At 70.0% G+C, this 20641-nt stretch carries 19 protein-coding genes and 1 pseudogene; 11 read left to right on the top strand and 9 right to left on the bottom strand.

The features are described from left to right. Nucleotides 1-26: 26 nt before the first annotated feature. A complete protein-coding gene (locus tag ACZ59A_RS21600) occupies nucleotides 27-890 on the bottom strand; it encodes a helix-turn-helix domain-containing protein (protein ID WP_470960721.1) in 864 nt (287 codons plus the stop codon). Nucleotides 891-1198: 308 nt separating this feature from the next. On the opposite strand from ACZ59A_RS21600, the gene ACZ59A_RS21595 reads away from it, so the two are divergent. Further along, entirely contained in the window at nucleotides 1199-1702 is a 504-nt protein-coding gene (locus tag ACZ59A_RS21595) for an ATP-binding protein (protein WP_468049873.1), read from the top strand. Between the two features lie 62 nt (nucleotides 1703-1764). On the opposite strand, the gene ACZ59A_RS21590 is transcribed toward ACZ59A_RS21595, so the two are convergent. The 3 genes from ACZ59A_RS21590 to ACZ59A_RS21580 all read right to left on the bottom strand — a co-directional run bounded on the left by ACZ59A_RS21590 (nucleotide 1765) and on the right by ACZ59A_RS21580 (nucleotide 4588). Continuing rightward, nucleotides 1765-2916 (bottom strand): site-2 protease family protein, encoded by a 1152-nt coding sequence (locus tag ACZ59A_RS21590; RefSeq protein ID WP_470960720.1) that lies wholly within the window; start codon nucleotides 2914-2916, stop codon nucleotides 1765-1767. 55 nt (nucleotides 2917-2971) lie between these two features. Next, nucleotides 2972-3205: a DUF397 domain-containing protein gene (locus ACZ59A_RS21585; protein WP_470961756.1), complete on the bottom strand. Its 234-nt coding sequence runs from the start codon at nucleotides 3203-3205 to the stop codon at nucleotides 2972-2974. Between the two features lie 267 nt (nucleotides 3206-3472). Then, nucleotides 3473-4588, bottom strand: coding sequence for a glycoside hydrolase family 43 protein (locus ACZ59A_RS21580; protein WP_470960719.1), 1116 nt, complete (start codon nucleotides 4586-4588; stop codon nucleotides 3473-3475). Nucleotides 4589-4778: 190 nt separating this feature from the next. On the opposite strand from ACZ59A_RS21580, the gene ACZ59A_RS21575 reads away from it, so the two are divergent. The 6 genes and pseudogenes from ACZ59A_RS21575 to ACZ59A_RS21550 all read left to right on the top strand — a co-directional run. Then, complete coding sequence (locus tag ACZ59A_RS21575) at nucleotides 4779-6476, top strand: bifunctional 3'-5' exonuclease/DNA polymerase (RefSeq protein ID WP_470960718.1); 1698 nt, start codon at nucleotides 4779-4781, stop codon at nucleotides 6474-6476. 104 nt (nucleotides 6477-6580) lie between these two features. Beyond that, the gene (locus ACZ59A_RS21570; RefSeq protein WP_470960717.1) at nucleotides 6581-7609 is read left to right on the top strand and encodes a rod shape-determining protein; all 1029 of its coding nucleotides are present in this window, start codon (nucleotides 6581-6583) and stop codon (nucleotides 7607-7609) included. A 171-nt stretch (nucleotides 7610-7780) separates the two neighbouring features. After that, nucleotides 7781-8377, top strand: coding sequence for a sigma-70 family RNA polymerase sigma factor (locus ACZ59A_RS21565; protein ID WP_050799946.1), 597 nt, complete (start codon nucleotides 7781-7783; stop codon nucleotides 8375-8377). Then, the gene (locus ACZ59A_RS21560) at nucleotides 8374-9189 is read left to right on the top strand and encodes a zf-HC2 domain-containing protein (protein WP_470960716.1); all 816 of its coding nucleotides are present in this window, start codon (nucleotides 8374-8376) and stop codon (nucleotides 9187-9189) included. Before ACZ59A_RS21565 ends, ACZ59A_RS21560 begins: the two co-directional genes overlap by 4 nt. Nucleotides 9190-9319: 130 nt before the next feature. Then, entirely contained in the window at nucleotides 9320-9874 is a 555-nt protein-coding gene (locus ACZ59A_RS21555) for an RNA polymerase sigma factor (protein ID WP_468049885.1), read from the top strand. Beyond that, nucleotides 9871-10014: pseudogene (locus ACZ59A_RS21550) on the top strand (zf-HC2 domain-containing protein); the annotation flags it as partial. The gene ACZ59A_RS21555 and the pseudogene ACZ59A_RS21550, both read left to right, overlap by 4 nt. 37 nt (nucleotides 10015-10051) lie before the next feature. On the opposite strand, the gene ACZ59A_RS21545 reads toward ACZ59A_RS21550, so the two are convergent. The 5 genes from ACZ59A_RS21545 to ACZ59A_RS21525 form a co-directional block, all read right to left on the bottom strand. Continuing rightward, entirely contained in the window at nucleotides 10052-10750 is a 699-nt protein-coding gene (locus ACZ59A_RS21545; protein ID WP_470960715.1) for a signal peptidase II, read from the bottom strand. Between the two features lie 214 nt (nucleotides 10751-10964). After that, entirely contained in the window at nucleotides 10965-12251 is a 1287-nt protein-coding gene (locus ACZ59A_RS21540) for a glycoside hydrolase family 5 protein (protein WP_470960714.1), read from the bottom strand. Continuing rightward, entirely contained in the window at nucleotides 12248-12577 is a 330-nt protein-coding gene (locus ACZ59A_RS21535) for a response regulator (RefSeq protein WP_470960713.1), read from the bottom strand. The genes ACZ59A_RS21540 and ACZ59A_RS21535 overlap by 4 nt, the downstream gene beginning before the upstream one ends. A gap of 322 nt (nucleotides 12578-12899) precedes the next feature. Then, nucleotides 12900-13979, bottom strand: a complete 1080-nt coding sequence (locus tag ACZ59A_RS21530; RefSeq protein ID WP_470960712.1) for a glycoside hydrolase family 6 protein — start codon at nucleotides 13977-13979, stop codon at nucleotides 12900-12902. 14 nt (nucleotides 13980-13993) lie between these two features. Next, the gene (locus tag ACZ59A_RS21525) at nucleotides 13994-15049 is read right to left on the bottom strand and encodes a S8 family serine peptidase (protein WP_470960711.1); all 1056 of its coding nucleotides are present in this window, start codon (nucleotides 15047-15049) and stop codon (nucleotides 13994-13996) included. 396 nt (nucleotides 15050-15445) lie between these two features. On the opposite strand from ACZ59A_RS21525, the gene ACZ59A_RS21520 reads away from it, so the two are divergent. The 4 genes from ACZ59A_RS21520 to ACZ59A_RS21505 are packed head-to-tail and all read left to right on the top strand — an operon-like array spanning nucleotide 15446 to nucleotide 20515. Beyond that, nucleotides 15446-15946, top strand: a complete 501-nt coding sequence (locus tag ACZ59A_RS21520) for a GtrA family protein (protein ID WP_470960710.1) — start codon at nucleotides 15446-15448, stop codon at nucleotides 15944-15946. Further along, nucleotides 15943-17238 carry a glycosyltransferase gene (locus ACZ59A_RS21515; RefSeq protein WP_470960709.1) on the top strand — a complete coding sequence of 432 codons (1296 nt, stop codon included), beginning with the start codon at nucleotides 15943-15945 and terminating at the stop codon, nucleotides 17236-17238. The genes ACZ59A_RS21520 and ACZ59A_RS21515 overlap by 4 nt, the downstream gene beginning before the upstream one ends. Further along, nucleotides 17228-19042, top strand: coding sequence for a glycosyltransferase family 39 protein (locus ACZ59A_RS21510; protein WP_470960708.1), 1815 nt, complete (start codon nucleotides 17228-17230; stop codon nucleotides 19040-19042). The genes ACZ59A_RS21515 and ACZ59A_RS21510 overlap by 11 nt, the downstream gene beginning before the upstream one ends. Before the next feature lie 24 nt (nucleotides 19043-19066). Continuing rightward, nucleotides 19067-20515, top strand: coding sequence for a hypothetical protein (locus ACZ59A_RS21505; RefSeq protein ID WP_470960707.1), 1449 nt, complete (start codon nucleotides 19067-19069; stop codon nucleotides 20513-20515). Nucleotides 20516-20641: the final 126 nt, after the last annotated feature.

Genomic DNA, 20641 nt, shown 5'->3' with positions numbered 1-20641 from the left:
TGACAGAACGTCATCCTACTGATCGGTCAGAGCTCTTGCAGGAGCCCCCAGACCAGGTCCCGGCTCTTCTCGCCGGACAGGCCGTCCGCCCGCAGCCGCCTCAACACCCGCTCGTACTGCCCCACTTCATCGGGTTTGTCGAGGTAGAGCGCGCTGGTGAGCTGTTCCAGATAGACGACGTCCGGGAGATCTGGCTCCGGGAAGCGGAGCAGGGTGAACGCACCGCTCTCCCCTGCGTGCCCCCCGAAGGAGAACGGCATCACCTGGAGCGTCACGTTCGGCTGCTCGGAGACGGAGAGGAGGTGCCGCAGCTGGGCGCGCATCACCTCCGGCCCGCCGTACGGACGGCGCAGCGCGGCCTCGTCCAGCACCACGTGGAACGCCGGTGCCCGCTCGGAGACCAGCAGCTTCTGCCGCTCCAGCCGCAGCGCGACCCGCCGCTCCACCTCGGAGTCGCACGCCTGCGGCTGACCCCGGGTGACCACGGCGTGCGCGTAGCCCTCGGTCTGGAGCAGGCCGTGGATGAACTGGACCTCGTAGACGGCGATGTGCGAGGCGGCGCCCTCCAGCCCGACGTACGTCTGGAACCAGCCCGGCAGCACATCGCCGTAACTGTGCCACCAGCCGGTGAGGTTGGCCTCGCGGGCGAGTCCGAGCAGCGCCGCGCGCTCCGCCTCCTCGGCGACCCCGTACAGCGTGAGCAGGTCCTCGATGTCGCGCGCCTTGAAGCCGACCCGGCCCAGCTCCATCCGGCTGATCTTGGATTCGGAGGCGCGGATCGAATAGCCCGCCGCCTCGCGGGTGATACCGCGGGCCTCGCGCAGCCGCCTGAGTTGGGAGCCCAGGAGAATGCGGCGCACCACCGATCCGCTCGACTCGCTTGCGGTCATCTGTCCGTGACCCTCCCTGGACGGAACGCGCTCTTCCGGCGATGGGCCCCCGCAACCCGGCAGGCCGAAGTCTGCCACTTTCCGGGCTCCGGCCTGTGCCCAAGCGGTTACCCGACCGGGAGACCTACGCACATGTGCGTAGGGAGAAAGTGCGGCAAAGCCGGGTACAGCATCTCAATGCTACTCCGTGCACGTGCATTTGCCCTTGCATCTGCCGTCGGCATTCGAAACCATGGGACTCGCGCACGTGCAAGCTCGTACGAGATCTGGCCAGGATTCGTCAGGGCCACGGATGCAGGAGTGCTCGCATGGGGAGCGAAGGTTCGGCCCTGCTGGAACCGCTATGGAGGGGGCTTCCCGCGATCGATCCCTCCGCCGTCTCCGGCGCCGTCTCCTGTACGCTCCCCGCGCGCTACGACGCGGTCAAAGGGGCACGGCAGTTCACCGGGGCCACGCTGCGGGAGTGGGGCATACCCGAGCTGCTCGACGAAGTGGCCCTCGTCGTCTCCGAACTGGTCACCAACGCGCTGCGGCACGCGGTCGCCGGGGTCCTGCCCGGCGGTGCGCCCGGCGACGGGCACGAACCGCCCCTGGTGCGGCTGCACCTGATGTACTCCGCCTCACGGCTGGTGTGCGCCGTACGCGACCCCAGCGAGGACGGACCGGCCGCCGGGGAGGCCGGTTCCTGCGCGGAGTCGGGGCGGGGGCTGCACCTGGTGGAGTCGTTCACCGACGGCTGGGGCTGGCATCCGCTGGCCGGAACGCTGCCCGGCAAGATCGTCTGGGCCCTGTTCCGCCTGCCCCGCACGTAGACCCTCAGCGGATTGACGCGCATCCAGTGGGGCGCCTCCAGATGTGGCGCAGTGGGACGCGTCTAGTGGGGCGTCGCCTCCGGGGGCGCCGTCGTGATGCCCAGCGAGTGCAGCTGGAACAGGCGCGACAGATCGTGAGAGGTGACGATCCCCTCCAGCTGCCCGTGGTCCACCACCAGCACCGGCATCCCCGCGGCGCCCGGCCGGGCCCGCTCCAGCACCTCGCTCAGCAGCTCGTCCGACACCGCGACCGTGCACCGCTCCAGCGGCGTCGCCACCTCGCGCACCCGCCGCTCCTCCCGCATCCCGGCCGGAACCGTCGCCAGCGCCCGCAGGTCCACCACGCCGCTGACCCGGCCCTCGAAGTCCAGGAGTGGCAGCACCGAGTGGCGTGAGTGCGCCGCCACCTCGTCGATGAACCGCCCCACCGGCAGCCAGTCGGCGCCCGCCGCGACCGGGGCCGACATCGCGTCGCCCACCCGCACCCCGCGCAGCGCCGTATTGACACCGGCCCGCTGCCGCTCCGCGTTGGCGACCACCATCATGAACAGCCCGACGAGCGCGATCCACAGCCCGCCGCCCTGACCGCGCACGAACGAGAACCAGCCGACCGCGATGAGCAATATCCCGAAGATCTGACCGCTGCGCCCGGCCGCCCGCTCGGCCCGGTCCCGGTCGCCCGTACGCCACCACAGCACCGCCTGCACCACCCGGCCGCCGTCCAGCGGCGCGGCGGGCAGCAGGTTGAACACGCCCAGCAGCAGATTGGCCCAGCCCAGCCAGATCAGCACCGCCGCGGGCAGCCCCCACCCGGCCAGCGCGTGGGCCCCGATCCCGGCGCCCACGGCGACGCCGCCGATGGCCAGGCTGGTGAGCGGGCCGCTGACGGCCACGAGCAAGGCGATCCCGGCGGTGCGCGGCCGCCCCATCCGGGTCACGCCGCCGAGCGCCCACAGCGTGACGTCCTCGACCGAGACGCCCCTGCCGCGCGCGGTAACCGCGTGCGCGGCCTCATGCATCAGCAGGCTCACCATCAGCAGCAGGGCGCCGATCACGCTCGCGACCGCGTACACGAGACCGGTCCGGCCGGGCGTCCAGGCGGGCAGCGTCTCGCGGCCGAGTCCATAGGCGAGCAGAACGATCAGTACGGGGGCGCTCCAGTGCATGCGCAGCGGCACCCCGAGGACATGTCCGACGCGGATGGAGCCGTTCATCGCTCACCGCCGTCTCACATCAGCAGGACCCCCCACCGATCACTACCAGTGTCGCTCACACACGGCCGAGCGGGTCGTGCGCCAGGTGGTCGAATTCCCCGTCCTTGACGCCGCGCAGCATGGCCTCGACCTCGGCCGGGGTGTAGACGAGCGCCGGTCCGTCCGGGAAGCGGGAGTTCCGTACGGCCACGTGCCCGCCGGGCAGCTTGGCGAACTCGACACAGGACCCCTGGGAATTGCTGTGCCTGCTCTTCTGCCAGACGACCCCCTGAAGGTCCGCGGCCGCCATGCCGTTGTACGGGTGGTCGCGCACAGGGCTCTCCACTGTTCATGCATTAGTGCAACTGTCAACTGACTCGGATCATAGCCGCATTCCTGTGCATATGCATGGGCAAATGCACGTGCAGAAGCTGGCCGGAGATGATCACGGCGTCTTCTGCCCCGCGCGGAGCGCGTCAGTCGTCATGAAAGACGAGCAGGGCGCCCCGCGGGTTGATCCGCGGGGCGCCCTCGTCGTCGGAAGCCGCCAGGAAGTGCCGGGTGTCGTCGAGCGGCGTCAGCGCCGCAGGGCGGCCGGTGTGCCGGAGGGCTCGGCCAGGGCGGTGGAGGTGGAGACGGGGACGCCGAAGTTCGGGGTGCCGTCCGCGTTCCAGTTCACCTTCTGCGCCCGGGTGGTACGGGTGCCCCCGCAGCCGTCCGTCGCCTTGGAGTTGGCGTGGTAGGCCATCCAGACCTCCTTGCCGTCGGGCGAGGGGAAGAAGAAGTTGTGGCCCGGTCCGTACACCCCGGCCGCGTCATTGCGCTGGAAGACCGGGTTGGCGTACTTCTTCCACGCGCCCGCCGCCAGCGGATCGCTCCCGGTCAGCTCCATCAGGCCGAGCTTGTAGTCCGGGGTGTCGCAGTGCGAGGCGGAGAAGGTGAGGAACGTCCGGCCGCCGTGCTGCAGGATGACCGGCCCCTCGTTGACCGCGCTGCCCGACTTCTCCCAGCCGTAGGTGGGCGTGGCGATCCGGACACCCGCGCCGGTCGGGGTCCAGGGGTTGCTCATCCGGACCGCGTAGAGGTTCTGCGAACCGCCCTCCCAGAAGGAGTACAGCATGTAGAGGCGGCCGTCCGGCAGGGAGAGATAGCTGCTGTCGATCATCCAGCGGTTGTCGCCGTACGGATCGACCTGGCCCTTGTAGGTGTACGGGCCCAGCGGGTTGGATCCGGCGCTCTCCAGCACATGGACGTGCTGGTGGTCGATGTTCGCCGAGACGCCCGCGCTGTACGTCAGATACCAGCGCAGCCCGTTCGGGCCGTTCAGCCGGTGCAGTTCGGGCGCCCAGAAGTTGCAGCAGCGGGACGCCACGGTCTCGCGGTAGATGGTGGTGGGCGCCGCGGTCTTCAGCCCGCCGAGGGTGGCGGAACGGCGCATCTCCCAGTGCGAGGCCCAGGTGGTGCCCAGGTGGTAGTAGTACCCGGCGTAGCGGATGACCGTCGGGTCCGCGCCGTTCTGGGTCACGACCGGATTGGTGAAGCTCCCGGCCCTCACCCCCGGGGAACCGGCCGGTGCGGCCTTCGCGACCGGTTCGGCCTTCGCGGCGGAGGCGCTGCCCGTCTGCAGCAGGGCGACGAGCATGAGCAGCGCGGCCGTCAGCAGCGGCAGCGCTCTGGTGCGGATGCGGGTCATGGAAGGCTCCAGGGTTCGAGAGGCCCGGGCGGCCACGCGCTCCGCCCGGTCGATATTTCGAACACGCTCCGTCATTGCGAACGGACCGTAGAGCCGCCCGGTCGCGGGGTCAACCCTTCGCGCACCGCTCGCCGTTGCCCCTGCGGCCGCTGCCGGACCGTTGTCAGACCCCCCTGCCAGACTCACGGTCATGAGGTGGGCAGCGGCGGAGACGAGCGACGGGGGTGTTCGTCTCTGCCCGCTCGACGCCTCCGGAAAGGCCGCCGGGCCGGTCGTCGAGGTCCCGGCGGCGCGGGGCGGGATCGCCGAAGCGGTGCGGTCCCGCCCGGAGGCCGACCGGTGGGTGTGGCGGTCCACCGCCGAGGTCTATCCGCGGCTGCTGACGGCCGGGGTCCGGGTCGAGCGGTGTTACGACGTGGAGGCGGCCGAGGCGCTGCTGCTCGGCCACGAGGGGCGCTCGGGCGCCCCGCGCTCCCTCGCCGCGGCCTGGGCCCGGCTGCGCGGGCTGCCCGTTCCCGAGGACCCGCCCGTGCGGACCGCCGACACCCAGCCGTCGCTGTTCGAGCCCGGCCCGCCGCCGCTGCCGCCCGGCACCGACCCGCTCGACGCGCTGCTGGCGGTGTACCAGGCGCAGCTGGCCCGTACGGGGACGGCCGAGCACCCGGACCGGATGCGGCTGCTGACCACCGCCGAATCGGCCGGGACCCTGGTCGCCGCCGAAATGCGGCGCGCCGGGGTGCCCTGGCGGGCCGACCGCCACCGGGAGCTGCTGGACGAGCTGCTCGGCGAGCGCTATCCGGGCGGTCTTGAGCCGCGGCGGATGGCCGAGCTGGCCGACGAGGTGTCCCGCGCCTTCGGGGGCGGGGTGCGGGTGCGGCCCGATCTGCCCGCCGACGTCATCCGGGCGTTCGGGCGCGCGGGCATCCCGCTCACCTCCACCCGGGCGTGGGAGCTGAAGGAGATCGACCACCCGGCGGTGGAGCCGCTGCTGCGGTACAAGAAGCTGTACCGGCTGCACACGGCCCATGGCTGGTCCTGGCTCCAGTCCTGGGTGCGCGACGGCCGCTTCCGCCCCGAATACCTGCCTGGCGGCACCGTCTCCGGCCGCTGGACCACCCACGGCGGCGGGGCCCTCCAGATCCCCAAGGTGGTGCGGCGCGCGGTCATCGCCGACCCGGGCTGGCGGCTGGTCGTCGCCGACGCCGACCAGATGGAGCCCCGGGTGCTCGCCGCGATCTCCCGCGATCCGGGGCTGATGGAGGTCGCGGGCACCGGCCGGGATCTGTACGCGGAGCTGTCCGACCGGGCCTTCGCGGGCCGCCGCGACCTGGCCAAGCTCGCGCTGCTCGGCGCCGTCTACGGGCAGACGTCGGGCGACGGCCTCAAGCACCTCGCCGCGCTCCGGCGCCGCTTCCCGGCGGCCGTGGCCTACGTGGACGACGCGGCCCGCGCGGGCGAGGAGGGCCGCCTCGTCCGGACGTGGCTGGGCCGCACCTGCCCACCGGTCGACGGCGCCGCCGACCCGGCCGACGAGGCGGGCCTGCCGCCCGACCTGGGCGAGGAGCCGCGTTACGGCAGCACCCCGAGCGCCCGCGCCCGTGGCCGCTTCACCCGGAACTTCGTCGTCCAGGGCAGCGCCGCCGACTGGGCGGTGCTGATGCTCGCGGCGCTCCGCCGCGCCCTGACCGCCGCCGGGCTCCGCGCCGAGCTGGTCTTCTTCCAGCACGACGAGGTGATCGTGCACTGCCCGGAGCCGGAGGTGGCGGCGGTGCGGCAGGCCATCGCGGAGGCGGGCGAGGCGGCGGGCACGATCGCCTTCGGCCCCACCCCGGTGCGCTTCCCCCTCACCGTGGCGACGGTGGAGTGCTACGCCGACGCCAAGGACTAGCCAAGGGCGCAAAGGACGCCAAGGACCGGCGAAGAGGGAAGCGGCTCGCCCGACCGGCGCACCTCCGGAGGCAGCGGGCGCGCCCGGCCGCACACGATGGCCACATGAGCATCAGCCTTGAGCGGCTGCGTCGCTGCTCCATCGCCGTGGACCTCGGAGCGTCCAGGACCCGCGTCTACCTCAAGCGCACCGGCCTGATCGTGGACGAGCCCACCGTGGCCGCCGTCAACACCCGCACGGGCGCGGTGATCGCGGTCGGGGCGTTCGCCGAGCGCATGACGGGCCGTACGCCCGACCACATCCGGGTGGTGCGTCCCGTGGCCGGGGGCACGGTCGTCGACATCGCCATGGCACAGCGCATGCTGCGGCTGCTCCTCGGCAACAAGCTGCGCCGCGCCTGGCGCCGCAAGCCGAGGCCGAGCGCCGCCGTCTGTGTACCGCACGACGCCGACCCGCTCGCCCAGCGCGCCGCCATGGAGACGCTCTCCGGGCTCGGCGCCCGCCGGGTCGAGCTGGTGGACACGCTGATCGCCGCCGCCGTGGGCTGCGGGCTGCCCGTGGAGCGGCCCGAGGCGACGATGATCGTGGTGTGCGGCGCGGCCACCACCCATGTCGCGGTGCTGTCGCTGGGCGCGATCGTGGCCGCGGAGCGGGCGCCGGTGGGCGGCGAGACGGTCGACCACGCCATCGTCCAGCATCTGCGCAACGCACACGCGCTGATGCTGCCGAGCCAGGCCGTCCGCCCGCTGCACCTGGTCCTCGGCGACACGGCCCTGGCCTCGCTCGGCACCGAGGTGCACGGCCGCGATGTGGCCACCGGGCTCGCCCGGTCCGTACGGATCGACGTCGAGGGCGTACGCAGCGCCATCCGCACCCCGCTGACCTCCGTCCTCGACGCGATCAGCGCCGTGCTGCGCCGCTGCCCGCCCGATCTGGTGGCCGACCTCGCCGACCGCGGCATCATGCTGGCGGGCGGCGCCGCCGTACTGCCCGGTCTGGACACCCTGCTGCGGGAGGCGACCGGCGTCCCGGTGCACATCGCGGACAACCCGGGTGTGTGCGCGGTGGAAGGGCTCGGCGCGATGCTGGAGGGCAAGGTCCAGCCCCATGTCCTCAGCTCGGCCGTCACCTGAGGACCCTTCGTCCCCTCCTGACCCACCTCTCCCTCCGGGCAACTCCAGGAACTGATCGGAACTTTCTTCTCGACGCGTTGAGTGGCCGCCCCCTCCCGTCCGTACGAAGGGAGGAAGAGGCCGACATGGCCACCCCATCCCCCCGGGGCACAGACCGGGAGTCGTCAGTTGATGTTGTCCAACTCAGGTCCTGTCCTGGAGGTTCTGGTGCACGACGACGCCGCCGTGGCCGATGAGCGTCCGTCCAGATCGCAGCGCGGTACACCGGACGAGCAACTCATGCGTGCGCTCTACCAGGAGCACGCCGGACCGTTGCTCGCGTTCGTACTGCGCCTGGTCGCGGGCGATCGCCATCGCGCGGAGGACGTCGTGCAGGAGACCCTGGTGCGCGCCTGGCGGAACGCGGACCAGCTGTCCCGGGCCACCGGTTCCATCCGGCCCTGGCTGGTCACGGTCGCCCGGCGGATCGTCATCGACGGGCACCGCAGCAGGCAGGCCAGGCCCCAGGAGGTCGACCCGTCTCCCCTGGAGCTGATGCCGGCGGAGGACGAGATCGACCGGGCACTACGGCTGATGACACTTTCCGACGCGATGCACGACCTCAGCGACGCCCATCGCGAGGTGCTCGTCGAGACCTACTTCAAGGGCCGTACGGTCAACGAAGCGGCGGAAACGCTCGGCATACCCAGCGGGACGGTTCGGTCCCGGGTCTTCTATGCGCTGCGCTCCATGAAGCTCGCGCTTGAGGAGAGAGGAGTGACGGCATGACAGCGCAGGCGCACCACGCGGGACACGACGCCGTTGGCGCGTATGTGCTCGGCGTGCTCGACGAGGCGGACGCCACCTATTTCGAGGAGCATCTGGCCGGTTGCGACCAGTGCGGCCGACAGCTCGACGAGCTGACCGGACTGGAACCCCTGCTGGCGGACCTCGCGGCGGACATCCCCGGCATCCATGGGGCACCCGGCCGGACCGCGATCACGGGCCACACCCCGCACGCGTTCACCGCCACCCCGACCGCCATCGACACCCTGACCGCCAAGCCCGGCCCCGCCCTGCTGAACCGCATGGTCGGCGAGGTCGCCGCGGCCCGCAGCAAGCGCAAGCGGCGCGGCCTCTACCTGGTCGCGGCGGCGGCAGCCCTGATCGTCGGCGGACCGCTCGGCACGATGGCCGCCACCTCGGGCTCCGGCTCGGAGACGTCCGTCACGGCGAGCCCGACCGACAAGGCGCTCTTCGCCGAGATGCCGATGAAGATGGAGGGCACCGACCCGGCCACCAAGGTGTCGGCGGCGGTCGCGATGCAGGACAAGATGTGGGGCGTCGACGCCGTGCTGCGGCTGAAGAACGTCAAGGGCCCGCTCGACTGCAGCCTGGTCGCGGTCTCCAAGGACGGTCATGAGCAGACCATGATGACCTGGTCCGTGCCCGAGTGGGGCTATGGGATCGAGAACAGCGCCAAGGCGGTCGCGAGAGATCCGCTGTGGGCGCACGGCGGTGCGGGCATGAAGAGCGGCGACATCGAGCGCTTCGAGGTCCGTACGAGCGACGGCAAGCGCCTGGTGTCCATCAAGGCGTAGCTCAGGCCCCGTAAGCCGCTGTGTCACCCGGATCGCCGACCACCCCGCGCGGCGCCGTGAGCGAGATGTTACACAGAGTGTGATATGTCGCTTTCGCGTCCCCGGGGGGTCCGGATCCGAGGAGGCACACGTGGCTGACCCGGACGCCCATCAGCAACGCATGTTCACCCAGTACGTGCTGCCCGAGATCGAGGTGCTGCTGCGCGTGGCGATGTCTCTGACCGCTCAGCGAGCCGACGCCGAAGATCTCGTGCAGGACACGTTACTACGGGCGTACCGGGCAGTCGGCCGTTTTGACGGGAGACATCCACGGGCCTGGCTGCTGACGATCATGCGGCACGCGGAGGTGAGCAGGCGCCGTCAGCGCAGGCCCCGCCTGCTGGACGATCCGGACACCGAACTGGAGCGGCTCTCCCCGGCCCGCGACGCCACCCCGGAGGAACTGGTGGTGGACACCACGTTCGACGAGGCCGTGGACGCCGCGTTCACCGCACTGCCGCTCCGCGACCAGCAGGTCGTGCGGCTGGTCCACGTGGACGGGCTGTCGTACGCGGAGGCGGCGCAGGTGCTGGACGTCCCCAAAGGGACGGTGATGAGCAGGCTGCACCGGGCCCGCAAACGGATCCGGAACCAGTTGCTGGCCGCGGGGCGCACCGGACGGGAACCAGAGCGAGGTGAGGCATGAGCCGATGGACGTGGTGGCGCGAGACCGAACGGCGCCGGACGAGGGAGTGCCCGGTGGGCGCGCCGATGCTCCAGGCGTATCTCGACGGCGAACTGGACGCGGCGGGCGCGGGCCGGGTGCGGGCCCATGTGGCGGAGTGCCACGCCTGCGCCCGCGAGCTGTCCCTCTACCAGCGCCTCACCAGCGCGCTGGCCTCTCAGGGGCTGACCGACGAAGCGGCGCTGGCGCGGCTGAAGGAGTTCGCGGCCTCGATCGCGGAGCGGGAGAGCTCCCGGGAGCCGGGGCCGGACCAGGATCGGAGACCGGGCTCGGACCGGATGCCGGGTTCGGGCTCGGGGCCGGGGCCGGGGCCGGGTGCGGTGCCGAAGACCGGGGGCTGACGTACGGCCGCCGCGTGGCGGTACGCAGCAGTACGGCCGCGGTGAGCAGGGTCCCGGAGACGAGGGCGACATCGGCCAGGTTGAACACCGGGCCGCGCCCCGCCACCGTGATCCAGTCGACCACGGCGCCGCGCAGCGGGCCCGGGGGCCGCACCACCCGGTCGGCGCCGTTGCCGACCGAGCCCCCGGCGATCAGCGCCATGCCGAACGCCAGGCCCCGGCGGTGGGCCCGCAGCCCCGCGCCGACGGCGGCCAGGGTGGCGACCGCGCCGGTGAGGGTGATCATGGAGATCAGCACCGGGCGGCCGTTCCCCAGCCCGAAGGCCACACCGGCGTTGTGCACCAGCAGCGCGCGGAACGGCCCCAGCCGGGCCTGCGGCCCCGAGGTGCCGCTCCAGGCGGCCAGTGCGAGCGCCTTGCTCACCTGATCGGCCGCGATCACCACGAGCGCGACCAGTGGGAAGAGCAATCGGCCGGAGTGCTGGTGGGGGTTCATGGTCGGCCTCCCTGAATGCCGGGGGCCGGTCCATGGACAGGCGCCGGGCCCGGGAGGGAAACCCGGCGGGAGCGCGTCCCGCTTCCCTCCATCCACGACTTTCCGGACTTTTCAGGCGGCCGGTGGGGCGTGCGGACACGACGGAGGGCCCGCAGGCGGTTGCCTGCGGGCCCTCGCTGTCACATCACCATGCTCGGCGAAGTGCCGGAAGGGGTCACTCCGACGCCTTCCCCTTCGGCGCCAGCAGCGGCATCTGGTAGTCGGACAGCATCTTCATCTTGTTCTTGTCGATCGTCTTCCAGTCCTTGTTCAGCACACCGCCGGTGTCGCCCGAGTCCGGGTTCCAGGTCCAGTAGGTGTAGCTGATGCCGTTCTTCTTGAGGTAGTCCATCAGGGCGTTCTGCCAGATGGCTTCCTTGCTGTTACCGGCGGTCTTGCGGCCACCGAACTCACCCAGCAGCACGGGACCGAGGTTCTGCTGCTTGATGTAGGCCCAGTGCTTCTTCCAGATGGCGGGCATGTTCTTCGGGAAGTCCTTCGCCTGGAACCAGTTCTGGTTGAAGACGCCCGGACCGTAGTCGTGAGCCGAGTAGACGACCTTGTTGGCCTCGTCCAGCTTCACCGGGTACTTCTTCACACCCTGGAGGTCGCCGCCCCACCAGAACTGCTCGTTCTTGTGGCGGTCGGTGCCCTCGACGAAGACCAGCCAGTTCTTGTTGACCTTGTGGATCGCGTTACCGGCCTTGGTGGCCGCCATGCGCCAGTCGGTCTTCGCGTTGCCGTCGCCCCACGTGGCCTGGCCACGCGGCTCATTGTGCAGGTCGGCGCCGACCACCCGGTCGTTGTTCTTGTAGCGCTTGGCCAGCTTGACCCAGTCGCTCAGCCACTTCTTCTCGGAGAGGCTCTGGGAGTACCACAGCTCACTCTGGCCGTACTGGTCCGGGCGGTGCTGGTCCAGGATCACCATGATGCCGCGGTCGGTGGCACCCTTGACGACCTTGTCCATGATCTGCTGGCCGGTGAGGCCCTTCAGGTCGGGGTTCTGCTTGAAGTCGATCCCGTTGGGCTTGCTCTTGGCGTCGAACATCTCGTTCGAGTAGGGGAGCCGCATGGTGTTGAAGCCCTGCTTGGCCATCTGGTCCAGCATGGAGTCCAGGCTGCGGGTCCACAGGCCGTGCGGCGCGAAGGTGCCGGTCTCGAAGCCGAACCAGTTCACACCGGTCATGACGACCTTCTTGCCCTGCGAGTCGACGATGTCGCCCTTCTTGGTCGACAGCGGGAACTTCACATCCGAACCGGCGGGCTTGCCCGGGGCGGCCGCGGACGAGGAGCCCGAGTCGTCGGAGTTCATCGCGAACGCCGTGACGGTGCCACCCACGGCAGCGACAGCGACGACGGCCGCGGCGATACCCATGCGCAGACGGCGGGAGCGCGGAGCGCCCTTGGTCTCGGTGGTCTCGGGGTTGGTCGGGACGTTGTTCTGGTCCATGGGGGAATTCATTCGGTGATACTCCTGAGGAATTCGCGTATTTCGGTCTTGAGGATGCTGGGGGTGTTCGTCGGAGATTCCAGGCATTCCATTTGGGGGTCGGATACGGCGGTCAGCCGGACAATCCGCGCCTGCGGTAGGAGGTCGCCGATCAAGCGGTCCAGCCCTTGCGCTTTCCAGCTGGGCTCGTCCACATCGATCAGCACCACATCCGGTTGCGCTGCTCGGGCCAGAGAAATTGCCTCTCGGGCCGATCCGGCAATTCCGGACAACTCCAGTCCCGGCTCCTCGATCACGAGATCGGCGAGAGCACTCAGCACCTGGGTGTGGTGCTCCACGACGAGAACTCTTTGCATCGATGGAGCTCCTTCGGGATTTCTTGTCCTGTCACTCACCGACATTAGAAAAGCCCGGGGCTCGAAACACCGTACGCATGACCGAAATCTGGATACCTCAATTGCAGGAATTCAGGACACGCCAAACGGCCGAATTCCGGCTACCTCAGTTGAGGTAGCAGAATTCGGCCGTTTTATATGGGTTATGTCCGTTTTGAGGGGTTGGTGGAGGGGGTGGTGGAGAGCGTGCGGGGGCATGCGAAGGGCCTCCGCAGGCCCCGGGAGGGGGTCCTACGGAGGCCCAGGGCCCCTTAAGGAGGGCGGCTCAGCCGGTCAGCCGGTACGCATAGCCGGGGACGAAGACGCCCGCACCGGCCGCACAGCCGTCCGCCTGCCCCGGCTGCTTGATCCACAGGAAGGCGTCGACCCCGGGGATCCCGGTGGCCGCGGTGGGGGCCCGGCCCAGCCTGCGCCCGGGCGGATCGCAGAACTGGTGCTTGGCGGTAGGCCCGGCCCCGTTGCGGCTGGTGTCGACCACGACCCCCAGCCGGGGGCGGCCCAGCTCGCGCAGCACGGACAGGCCGTAGCGCACCTCGTCGCCGGTGGCGTTGAAGTTGGAGACGTTGACCGCGATGCCGTCCCCGTACCGGTCGATCCCGGCGCGCCGCAGCCGCCGGGCCATGGTGCGCGCGGGCTGCCAGCCGGAGTTTCCGGCGTCGTAGTAGATCCGGGCCCGCGGGGCCCGCTCCCGGAGCGTCCGGCCCGCGTACGCCAGGGCGGCGAATCGCTCCGCGCGCTGCCGCTTGCGCAGACAGCCCAGGTGGGCGAGGGCGTCCGGTTCGAGGACGACCAGGGCGGGCCGGTCGCCGATGCCCCGGGTGAACGCGTCGATCCAGCGCCGGTAGGCGACGCCCGCGTCCCCGCTGCCGCCGGAGCTGTACTGCGCGCAGTCGCGCTGCGGGATGGCGTACGCGACCAGCACCGGCAGCCGCTGCCGGGCCGTGGCCGCGTCGACCAGGCCCCGGGCGCGTTCCTCGACCAGCGACTCGTTGGTCTCGGTGAACCAGGCGGCCTGCGGCTGGTCGGCGATCCGCGAGCGGATCGCCGCCGCCCGCCGGTCGCGCGCGTGGGCGCGCACCCAGGACGCGGCGGGGTTGTGGGGGTCGATGTAGAAGCGGGTCGTCGCGGGATAGAACGGCTTGGCCACGGGGAGTGACGGCTTGGGGACATGGCTGGCCGAGGGCTCCAGCAGCGTGCCCGCCGTGGTGGCGGCCATCACGACCTCGGCCACCAGCACCATGACCAGCACATGGGCCATGCCGCGGCTCAGCCAGGCGGTCCGGCGCGGCCGCACCGGCGGGCGGTCCCGGTCCGCGGTGCGGCCGCGCGGCGATCCGGTGAACATCGCCACCTCCGCCGTCAGCTGTTGTGGGAGTTGCCGGGCGGCGGCCGGCGGCGGCTGATGAGCACCACGGCCAGTACCGCGAGCACGACCAGCACGGCCGCCACTATCCCTATCGTGACCAGGGCGGATTGATCGTCGGCCGCGTGGGAGGCGGCGGCCGCCTTGGTGCGGTGCGGGGAGGGGGCCCCGGTCGGCTCGGCGGAGGGCGGCGGCGCGGCCCGGTCGGCGAGCGCCTTGGCGGGGGCGATCACCCCGTAGCCGTAGCGCGGATCATGGCCCGTGGAGCCCTTCCGGTCGGCGGTGTCGATCAGCTTCCGCACGATCTGGCGCGAGTTCCAGCGGGGGTGCTCCGAGCGCAGCAGCGCCGCCCCGGCGGCGACCCAGGGCGCGGCGTAGCCGGTGCCGTCGCCGGTCCAGTAGTCGTTGTTGCCCGCCGTGGTGAGGATGGCGACGCCGGGCGCGGCGAGCGTGATGGCCCCGCCGTGGTGGGACGAGGTCCACACGGCGCCCTTCTTGTCGGTGGCCACGACGGCGACCACACCGGGGAGGGCGGCCGGGTACGTGGGCCGGTTGCCGTCCTTGCCGTTGTCCCCGGCACCCGCCACCACCACGGCGTCCTGGCCCGCGGCGTACTTCACCGCGGACTTCAGATCGGGGGTGGGGCGCTTGAAGGACACGGCGACGTGGATGATGTGCGCGCCATGGCTCGCCGCGTGGCGGATGGCCCGGGCGGTGGCCGCGGCCTGGGGCTTTCCGTCGCGGTAGACCCCGAGCGGCATGACCCGGGCCCGGGGCGCGAGCCCGTACACCCCGTCGCCGCGGTAATTGCGGCCGGTGCCGACGATGATGCCCGCGGCGTGGGTGCTCTGCTCGTCCTCGTTTCCGTCGTCCCGGGTGACGGGGCTGCCGCCGCCCGCGAAATCCTTTCCGGGGGCGACCCGCCCGCGGAGATCCGGATGGGATGCGTCCACCCCGGTGCCGATGACCGCGACGGTCACTCCGGCACCCTTGCTGAATTTCCATGCGCGCTCCGCCTTGAGCACGGTGAGCGCCCATTCGGAATCGTGCAACGCACTGCTGTCGGAATCACTTGCCGCAGCCGGCGTGGCCAGTGCGAGGGTCATCGCTGCGATGACCGCTCCGGCCCGGCCGGCGAATGGATGGCGTGACATCACGTGACCTGACATTACGTCACCTACTCTCGTCGCATGGGACGCAAGGCCGTCGGGCCCCTTTCATCTTGGGCAGCCCCCGGAAGTACTGACACCCGCGGGCGAGGGATCCGCCGTTCCCCTCTTCGGGGGAAGGGCCGGAACCCGGAGAAACCGGCGCTCCCCGAAATGGGGGAGGAAAGAGGTCCGCCGAAGGTGCACTCACCGCTCCCCCGAGCGCGGGTACTACCTCCTTTGCGGGTGACGCACTCTGGGACTCGACGGCGATAAGAGCCTCCTGTCGAGGGAGTCGCGATGCAGCGTTTCCGAACGTTCAGTGAGCGCACCGGAGAGCCGGGCGACAAGGCGGACGTGACCACCGGCAGGCGAAACGGGAGTCCTGGCCGCACCCGCTCGCCGCGGAAACGGATGGCGGGTCTGCCCGGTCTGGCGCTGCGCTTCGCGGTGGTCGGCGGGGGCGGTGTGCTGGTGAACTCGGCGGCGCTTTTCGCGCTCTACCACTGGGCCGGACTGCCGCTTCTGGTGGCGTCCGGTATCGCGGTGGAACTCGCCGTGGTCCACAACTACCTGCTCAACGACCGGTGGACCTTCGCCGTGCGCACCCCGTCGGCCAGACGTTTCGTCAAGTTCAACGTATCCATACTGGGCGGACTCGCGGTCAATGTCGTTCTCGTCTGGTCGCTGGTCCGCGCCGGAATGAATCTCCTGCTGGCGAATTTCCTCGGCATCGCTACCGCGTTCGCGGTCAACTTCGCCTGCAGTACGGGATGGGTATGGGGGAGGCGGAGCCGATGATTATCCCGATCATCTATCTGGTGCTGGTCCTGGTCTCGATCCTGCTCACCGTGCAATCGGCCCATGTCCTCTATCTCATGCTCTACACCTGGGACCGGGCGGACGCCGAACGGAAGTCCAGGGCGCCGGACACCTTCATCGCGCCGCGGCTCTCCTTCAGCGTGCTGCTGCCCGCCCGGCATGAGGAAGACGTCATCCAGTCCACCATCGAGCGGGTGGTGCGCGCCGAATATCCGGCCGAACTGCTGGAGGTCTTCGTGATCTGCTCGCAGGACGACGACGGCACCATCAAAAAGGCCGAGGAGAAGATCGACCAGCTGGCCCGGGAAGGGCTGCACAACGTGCGGGTCGTGGTCTTCGACGACGAGCCGATCAACAAACCGCACGGGCTGAACACCGCCCTGCCGCAGACCGCCAACAAGGTGGTGACCATCTTCGACGCCGAGGACGACATCCACCCGAAGATATTCCAGCTCGTCAACACCGTGATGGTGAAGGAGCGGGTCCGGGTGGTGCAGGCGGGCGTCCAGCTCATGAACTACCAGTCCAACTGGTATTCCACGCTGAACGTCCTGGAGTACTTCTTCTGGTTCAAGAGCCGACTGCACTACCACGCGCACCACGGCTCCATTCCGCTCGGCGGCAACACCGTCTTCTTCTCCCGCGAGCTGCTGCTGCGGCTCGGCGGCTGGGACGACCGCAATCTCACCGAGGACGCGGACATGGGCCTGCGGATCTCGGCCATGGGCGAGCGGGTGCGCGTGGTCTACGACGACCGGTACGTGACCAAGGAGGAGACCCCGCCCACCCTCGGCCACTTCGTCCGGCAGCGCACCCGCTGGAGCCAGGGCTTCATGCAGACCCTGAAGAAGGGCACCTGGAAGAAGATGCCGACGCGCAAACAGCGCTGGCTGGCCTTCTATGTGCTGGTGTTCCCGCGCGGGCAGGCGCTGCTCGGCCTCTATCTGCCGATCTCGCTCGGCATGATCCTGATCCTCAAGGTGCCGGTGCTGATCGCGCTCTGCTCGTATCTGCCCGTACTGCTGCTGGTCGCGCACTTCCTGGTGCAGATGGTCGGCCTGTACGAGTTCACCGACGCCCATGGGCTCGAAGCCTCGCCGAAGGCCGTCGTCCGGATGGCGATCGCCTGGTTCCCGTTCCAGATGGTCCTCGCGTACGCGGCGCTGCGGGCCATGCGGCGGCAGATGGCCGGTCGCCACGACTGGGAGAAGACACAGCACGTGGGCGCCCACCGGGGCCAGACCGAGGAGGCGGAGTCGCGTGTCGCATGACCCCCTGCCCAGCCGGGCACCCTCGAACCCGGTCACTGCCGATCCGTCCCAGCAGGACCAGGACCAGGCACCGGGCCAGGACCAGGGCCGAGATCAGGACCAGGACCAGGGCCGGGACCAGGCCCAGGGCCAGGACCAGGCACAGGCCGGGACCCCGGCCGCCCCGCAGCGGCCCCCCGCGCGGCGCCGCCGCCGGTTCTCCGTGGAGCGCGGCTGGTTCCCGCCGCTGGGGAACGCCGGGAAGATCGCCCTGGTGCTCTCCCTGCTGACCGGGGCGCTCACCCACGGCTACCACCTGTTCCGCTACCCCCTCTACCTCACCGACGAGGGCATCTACATGCAGCGGGCCTGGTCGCTGGTGCGGGAGACCAGCCTGTCCCCGTACACCTACGACTACGACCACGCCCCGGCGGGCTGGATCACCCTCGCCGGCTGGGTCTTCCCGCTGCCGAAGCAGTTCGAGACGTTCGGCAACGCGATCAACACCGGTCGCTTCCTGATGCTGCTGGTGCATGTCGCGAGCGTCTATCTGCTGTTCGAGGTCACCCGGCGGCTGTCGGGAAGCACGCTGGCCGCCACCATCGCCGCGTTCTTCTTCAACGTCTCGCCGATCGCGGTCTACTACCAGCGCCAAGTGCTGCTGGACAACCTGATGATGTTCTGGCTGCTGCTCGGCCTGTTCGCCCTGCTGCGCCGGGAGACCACCATCAGATCGGTGTTCGGCGGCGGGGTGGCCCTTGGGCTCGCGCTGATCACCAAGGAAAACGCGATCTTCTTCCTGCCGAGCTTCATCTATCTGCTCTACCGGCGGATCAAGGGCTCGGCCAGCCATCGGTTCCTCCGTACGCTCTGGCCGTTCGCCGCGGCGGCCCCGATCGGCGCCTATGTGACGTACGCGCTGCTCAAGAACGAGCTTCTGCCGAGCAGCTTCGACTTCGACCTGAACAATCCGCCCGCGGACCACGTCTCGCTGCTCTACACCCTGTGGTGGCAGCTCAACCGCAGCCAGGGCAACCTGCTCAGCCACGACGGGCTGCTGTACACGAGCTGGCTCATGCGCGACTCGTTCATGCTGATCTGCGGGTTCGCGGCGATGCTGCTGTGCCTGTGGTGGGGGCTGCGGGACCGGCAGCGCAACCTGGGCTACCTGGTCATCGGAACCCTGGCCTTCGGCTACACCTTCTATCTGCTGCGCGGCAGCGTGGTGCTGGACTTCTACGTCACCCCGCTGATCCCCATGTTCGCGATGAGCATCGGCATGGCCGTGGACCGGCTGCTGAAGGCCTCGTTCAAGAACCGCTTCCTGCGCGGGGCGCACTCCATGGTCCGGGTCGGCGTGCCCTCGTTCGTCGCGGTCATCCTGCTGATGTCACCGTCCTCCGGATATCTGGTGCACACCAATACCGAGGGCGTTGTGCAAATCGCGGACCAGTACCAGTCGAAGATCAATCTCACCAAAATGCAGCATGATCAGATCGCCTGGATCCGCAAACACGTCCCCTCCAATTCGCGCATCATCATGGACGACGACCTATGGGGTGAGCTGCACGATGTGCGCCCGTTCTACCCGTACGCGCATTCGCACTGGAACGCCGCTTCCGACCCCGATGTGCGCGACAAACTCTTCAAAAAGAGATGGCAGAACATCGACTACATCATCATGTCGAACAAGATGCGCAAGTCGATGGCCACAAACAACGCCGACGGGCGCGAGAACTGGATTCTCAAGGCCCTCCAGAATTCCGATCGGGTCTGGTCGAGAATCCAGGGCAATATCAAGCTCGAAATCTACCGGGTGCAATAGCCGCGGGAAGAGGAGGTGAAGGCCATGCCTGAGTACGACGACGACTGGGATGTTCCGGAGGACAGGGATGTTCCCGAGTACGAGGAGAAATCCCCGGCCGGGAACGACCCGGGCAACAAGAACAAGAAGAAGCTCACCTGGAAGACCGTCCTGCTGGCTCTCGTGGTCTTCGCGATCGTCGGATCGCTCGTGCAGGTGATCGCGCGCGGTGGCTTCGGTGGCGCCCTCGACACCACCGGCAACGGAGGCGGCGGCGCCCCGAAGAAGGGGCATCCGCACGAGCGGCAGGAAGTACGGCCGCCCAAGCAGCCCAAGACCATCAAGCTGGGCAACCAGCGCATCCCGCAGGCGTCCGGCCCGATCATCGTGCTCAACCCGGGCCTGGTGACCCCCGGCGGCAAGGCGACGGTCGAAGGCGGCGGCTTCGACAAGAAGTCCACCGTGGACCTGCTGCTCAAGGCCCGGGCGACGGACACCAAGGGCCGGGCGATCGGCAGCGTCCGGACCGACCGCTACGGATCGATCTACGCCCGGTTCACCGTGCCCGAGTCGAACAGCGGCCGGCCCGCGACCCTGGTCGCCCAGCAGCGCGGCGGCACCAAGACCGCTGAGGCCAAGGTGATCACCGGCGGCGCGGTGGGCACCGCGCGGATCAACAAGATGGTCGGCCGCCCGGGCGACGTCGTCATGGTCAGCGCCCATGGCTTCCGGCCCGGCGAGTCGATCGACGTGTTCTGGGGACGGACCACCGGCATCCCCGTCACCACGCTGCACTCCGACAGCGGCGGCAGCGTGGGCCGGGCGGACATCAAGGTCGGGGTGGCCCCGACCGGCAACAGCACGCTGGTCCTGGTGGGCAAGCGCAGCAAGACCACGGCCACCGCGCCCTTCCAGATGCTGGCCATGTACCCGTCGATGAAGTCCAAGCCGTACGCGCTCAAGGCCGGTCAGCGGATCACGCTGTCCGCCAACAAGTTCGCGCCCGGCGAGCGGGTGCTGGTCTACATCAACCGCAACAGCGGGCTGCCCGCCTTCACCGCCCAGGCGAACGGCATGGGCCAGATCCGCGACGTGGCGTTCAACGTGCCGTTCGGGCTCAAGGGCCGCCAGACGCTGATGGCGATCGGCGACCAGAGCCGGGCCGTGGTGCGCTCGGGATTCACGGTGCTGCCGTACTCCCCGTCCGCCGAGCCCAGCGCCTTCGGCGGCAGGGCGGGCACCACGCTGAGCTTCTACGTCGCGGGCTTCGCCCCGGGCGAGACGGTGGTCGCGTACGCCGGGTCCGGCTCCACCGGGCAGCGGAAGATCGCGACCTTCCAGGTCGACGGCCGGGGCAAGGCGTCGGCGGTGGGCTCGTACCGGATCACCGCGGCCGACGAGAACGGCGTCGCCTTCCAGCTCGTCGGACAGAAGAGCGGCGGCATCGCCAAGGCCAGCATCAACATGTCCTCGGGCCACGGACAGAACAATTAGGGACGCCGGTGACATCGGCGATGACACCCGAGCGGGAACGTGGGCCGGCCGGTCCGTCCGGCCGCCCCGGGGGCCCGGGCCCACGTTCGCGATAGTCCGGAGATGTACCATGCGTCCTGGAGTGTC

It is taken from the genome of Streptomyces sp. NPDC040405 (genome assembly GCF_055595765.1).
The sequence above is the reverse complement of the archived record's forward strand: the minus strand, read 5'-3'. Positions and strand labels throughout refer to the sequence as shown.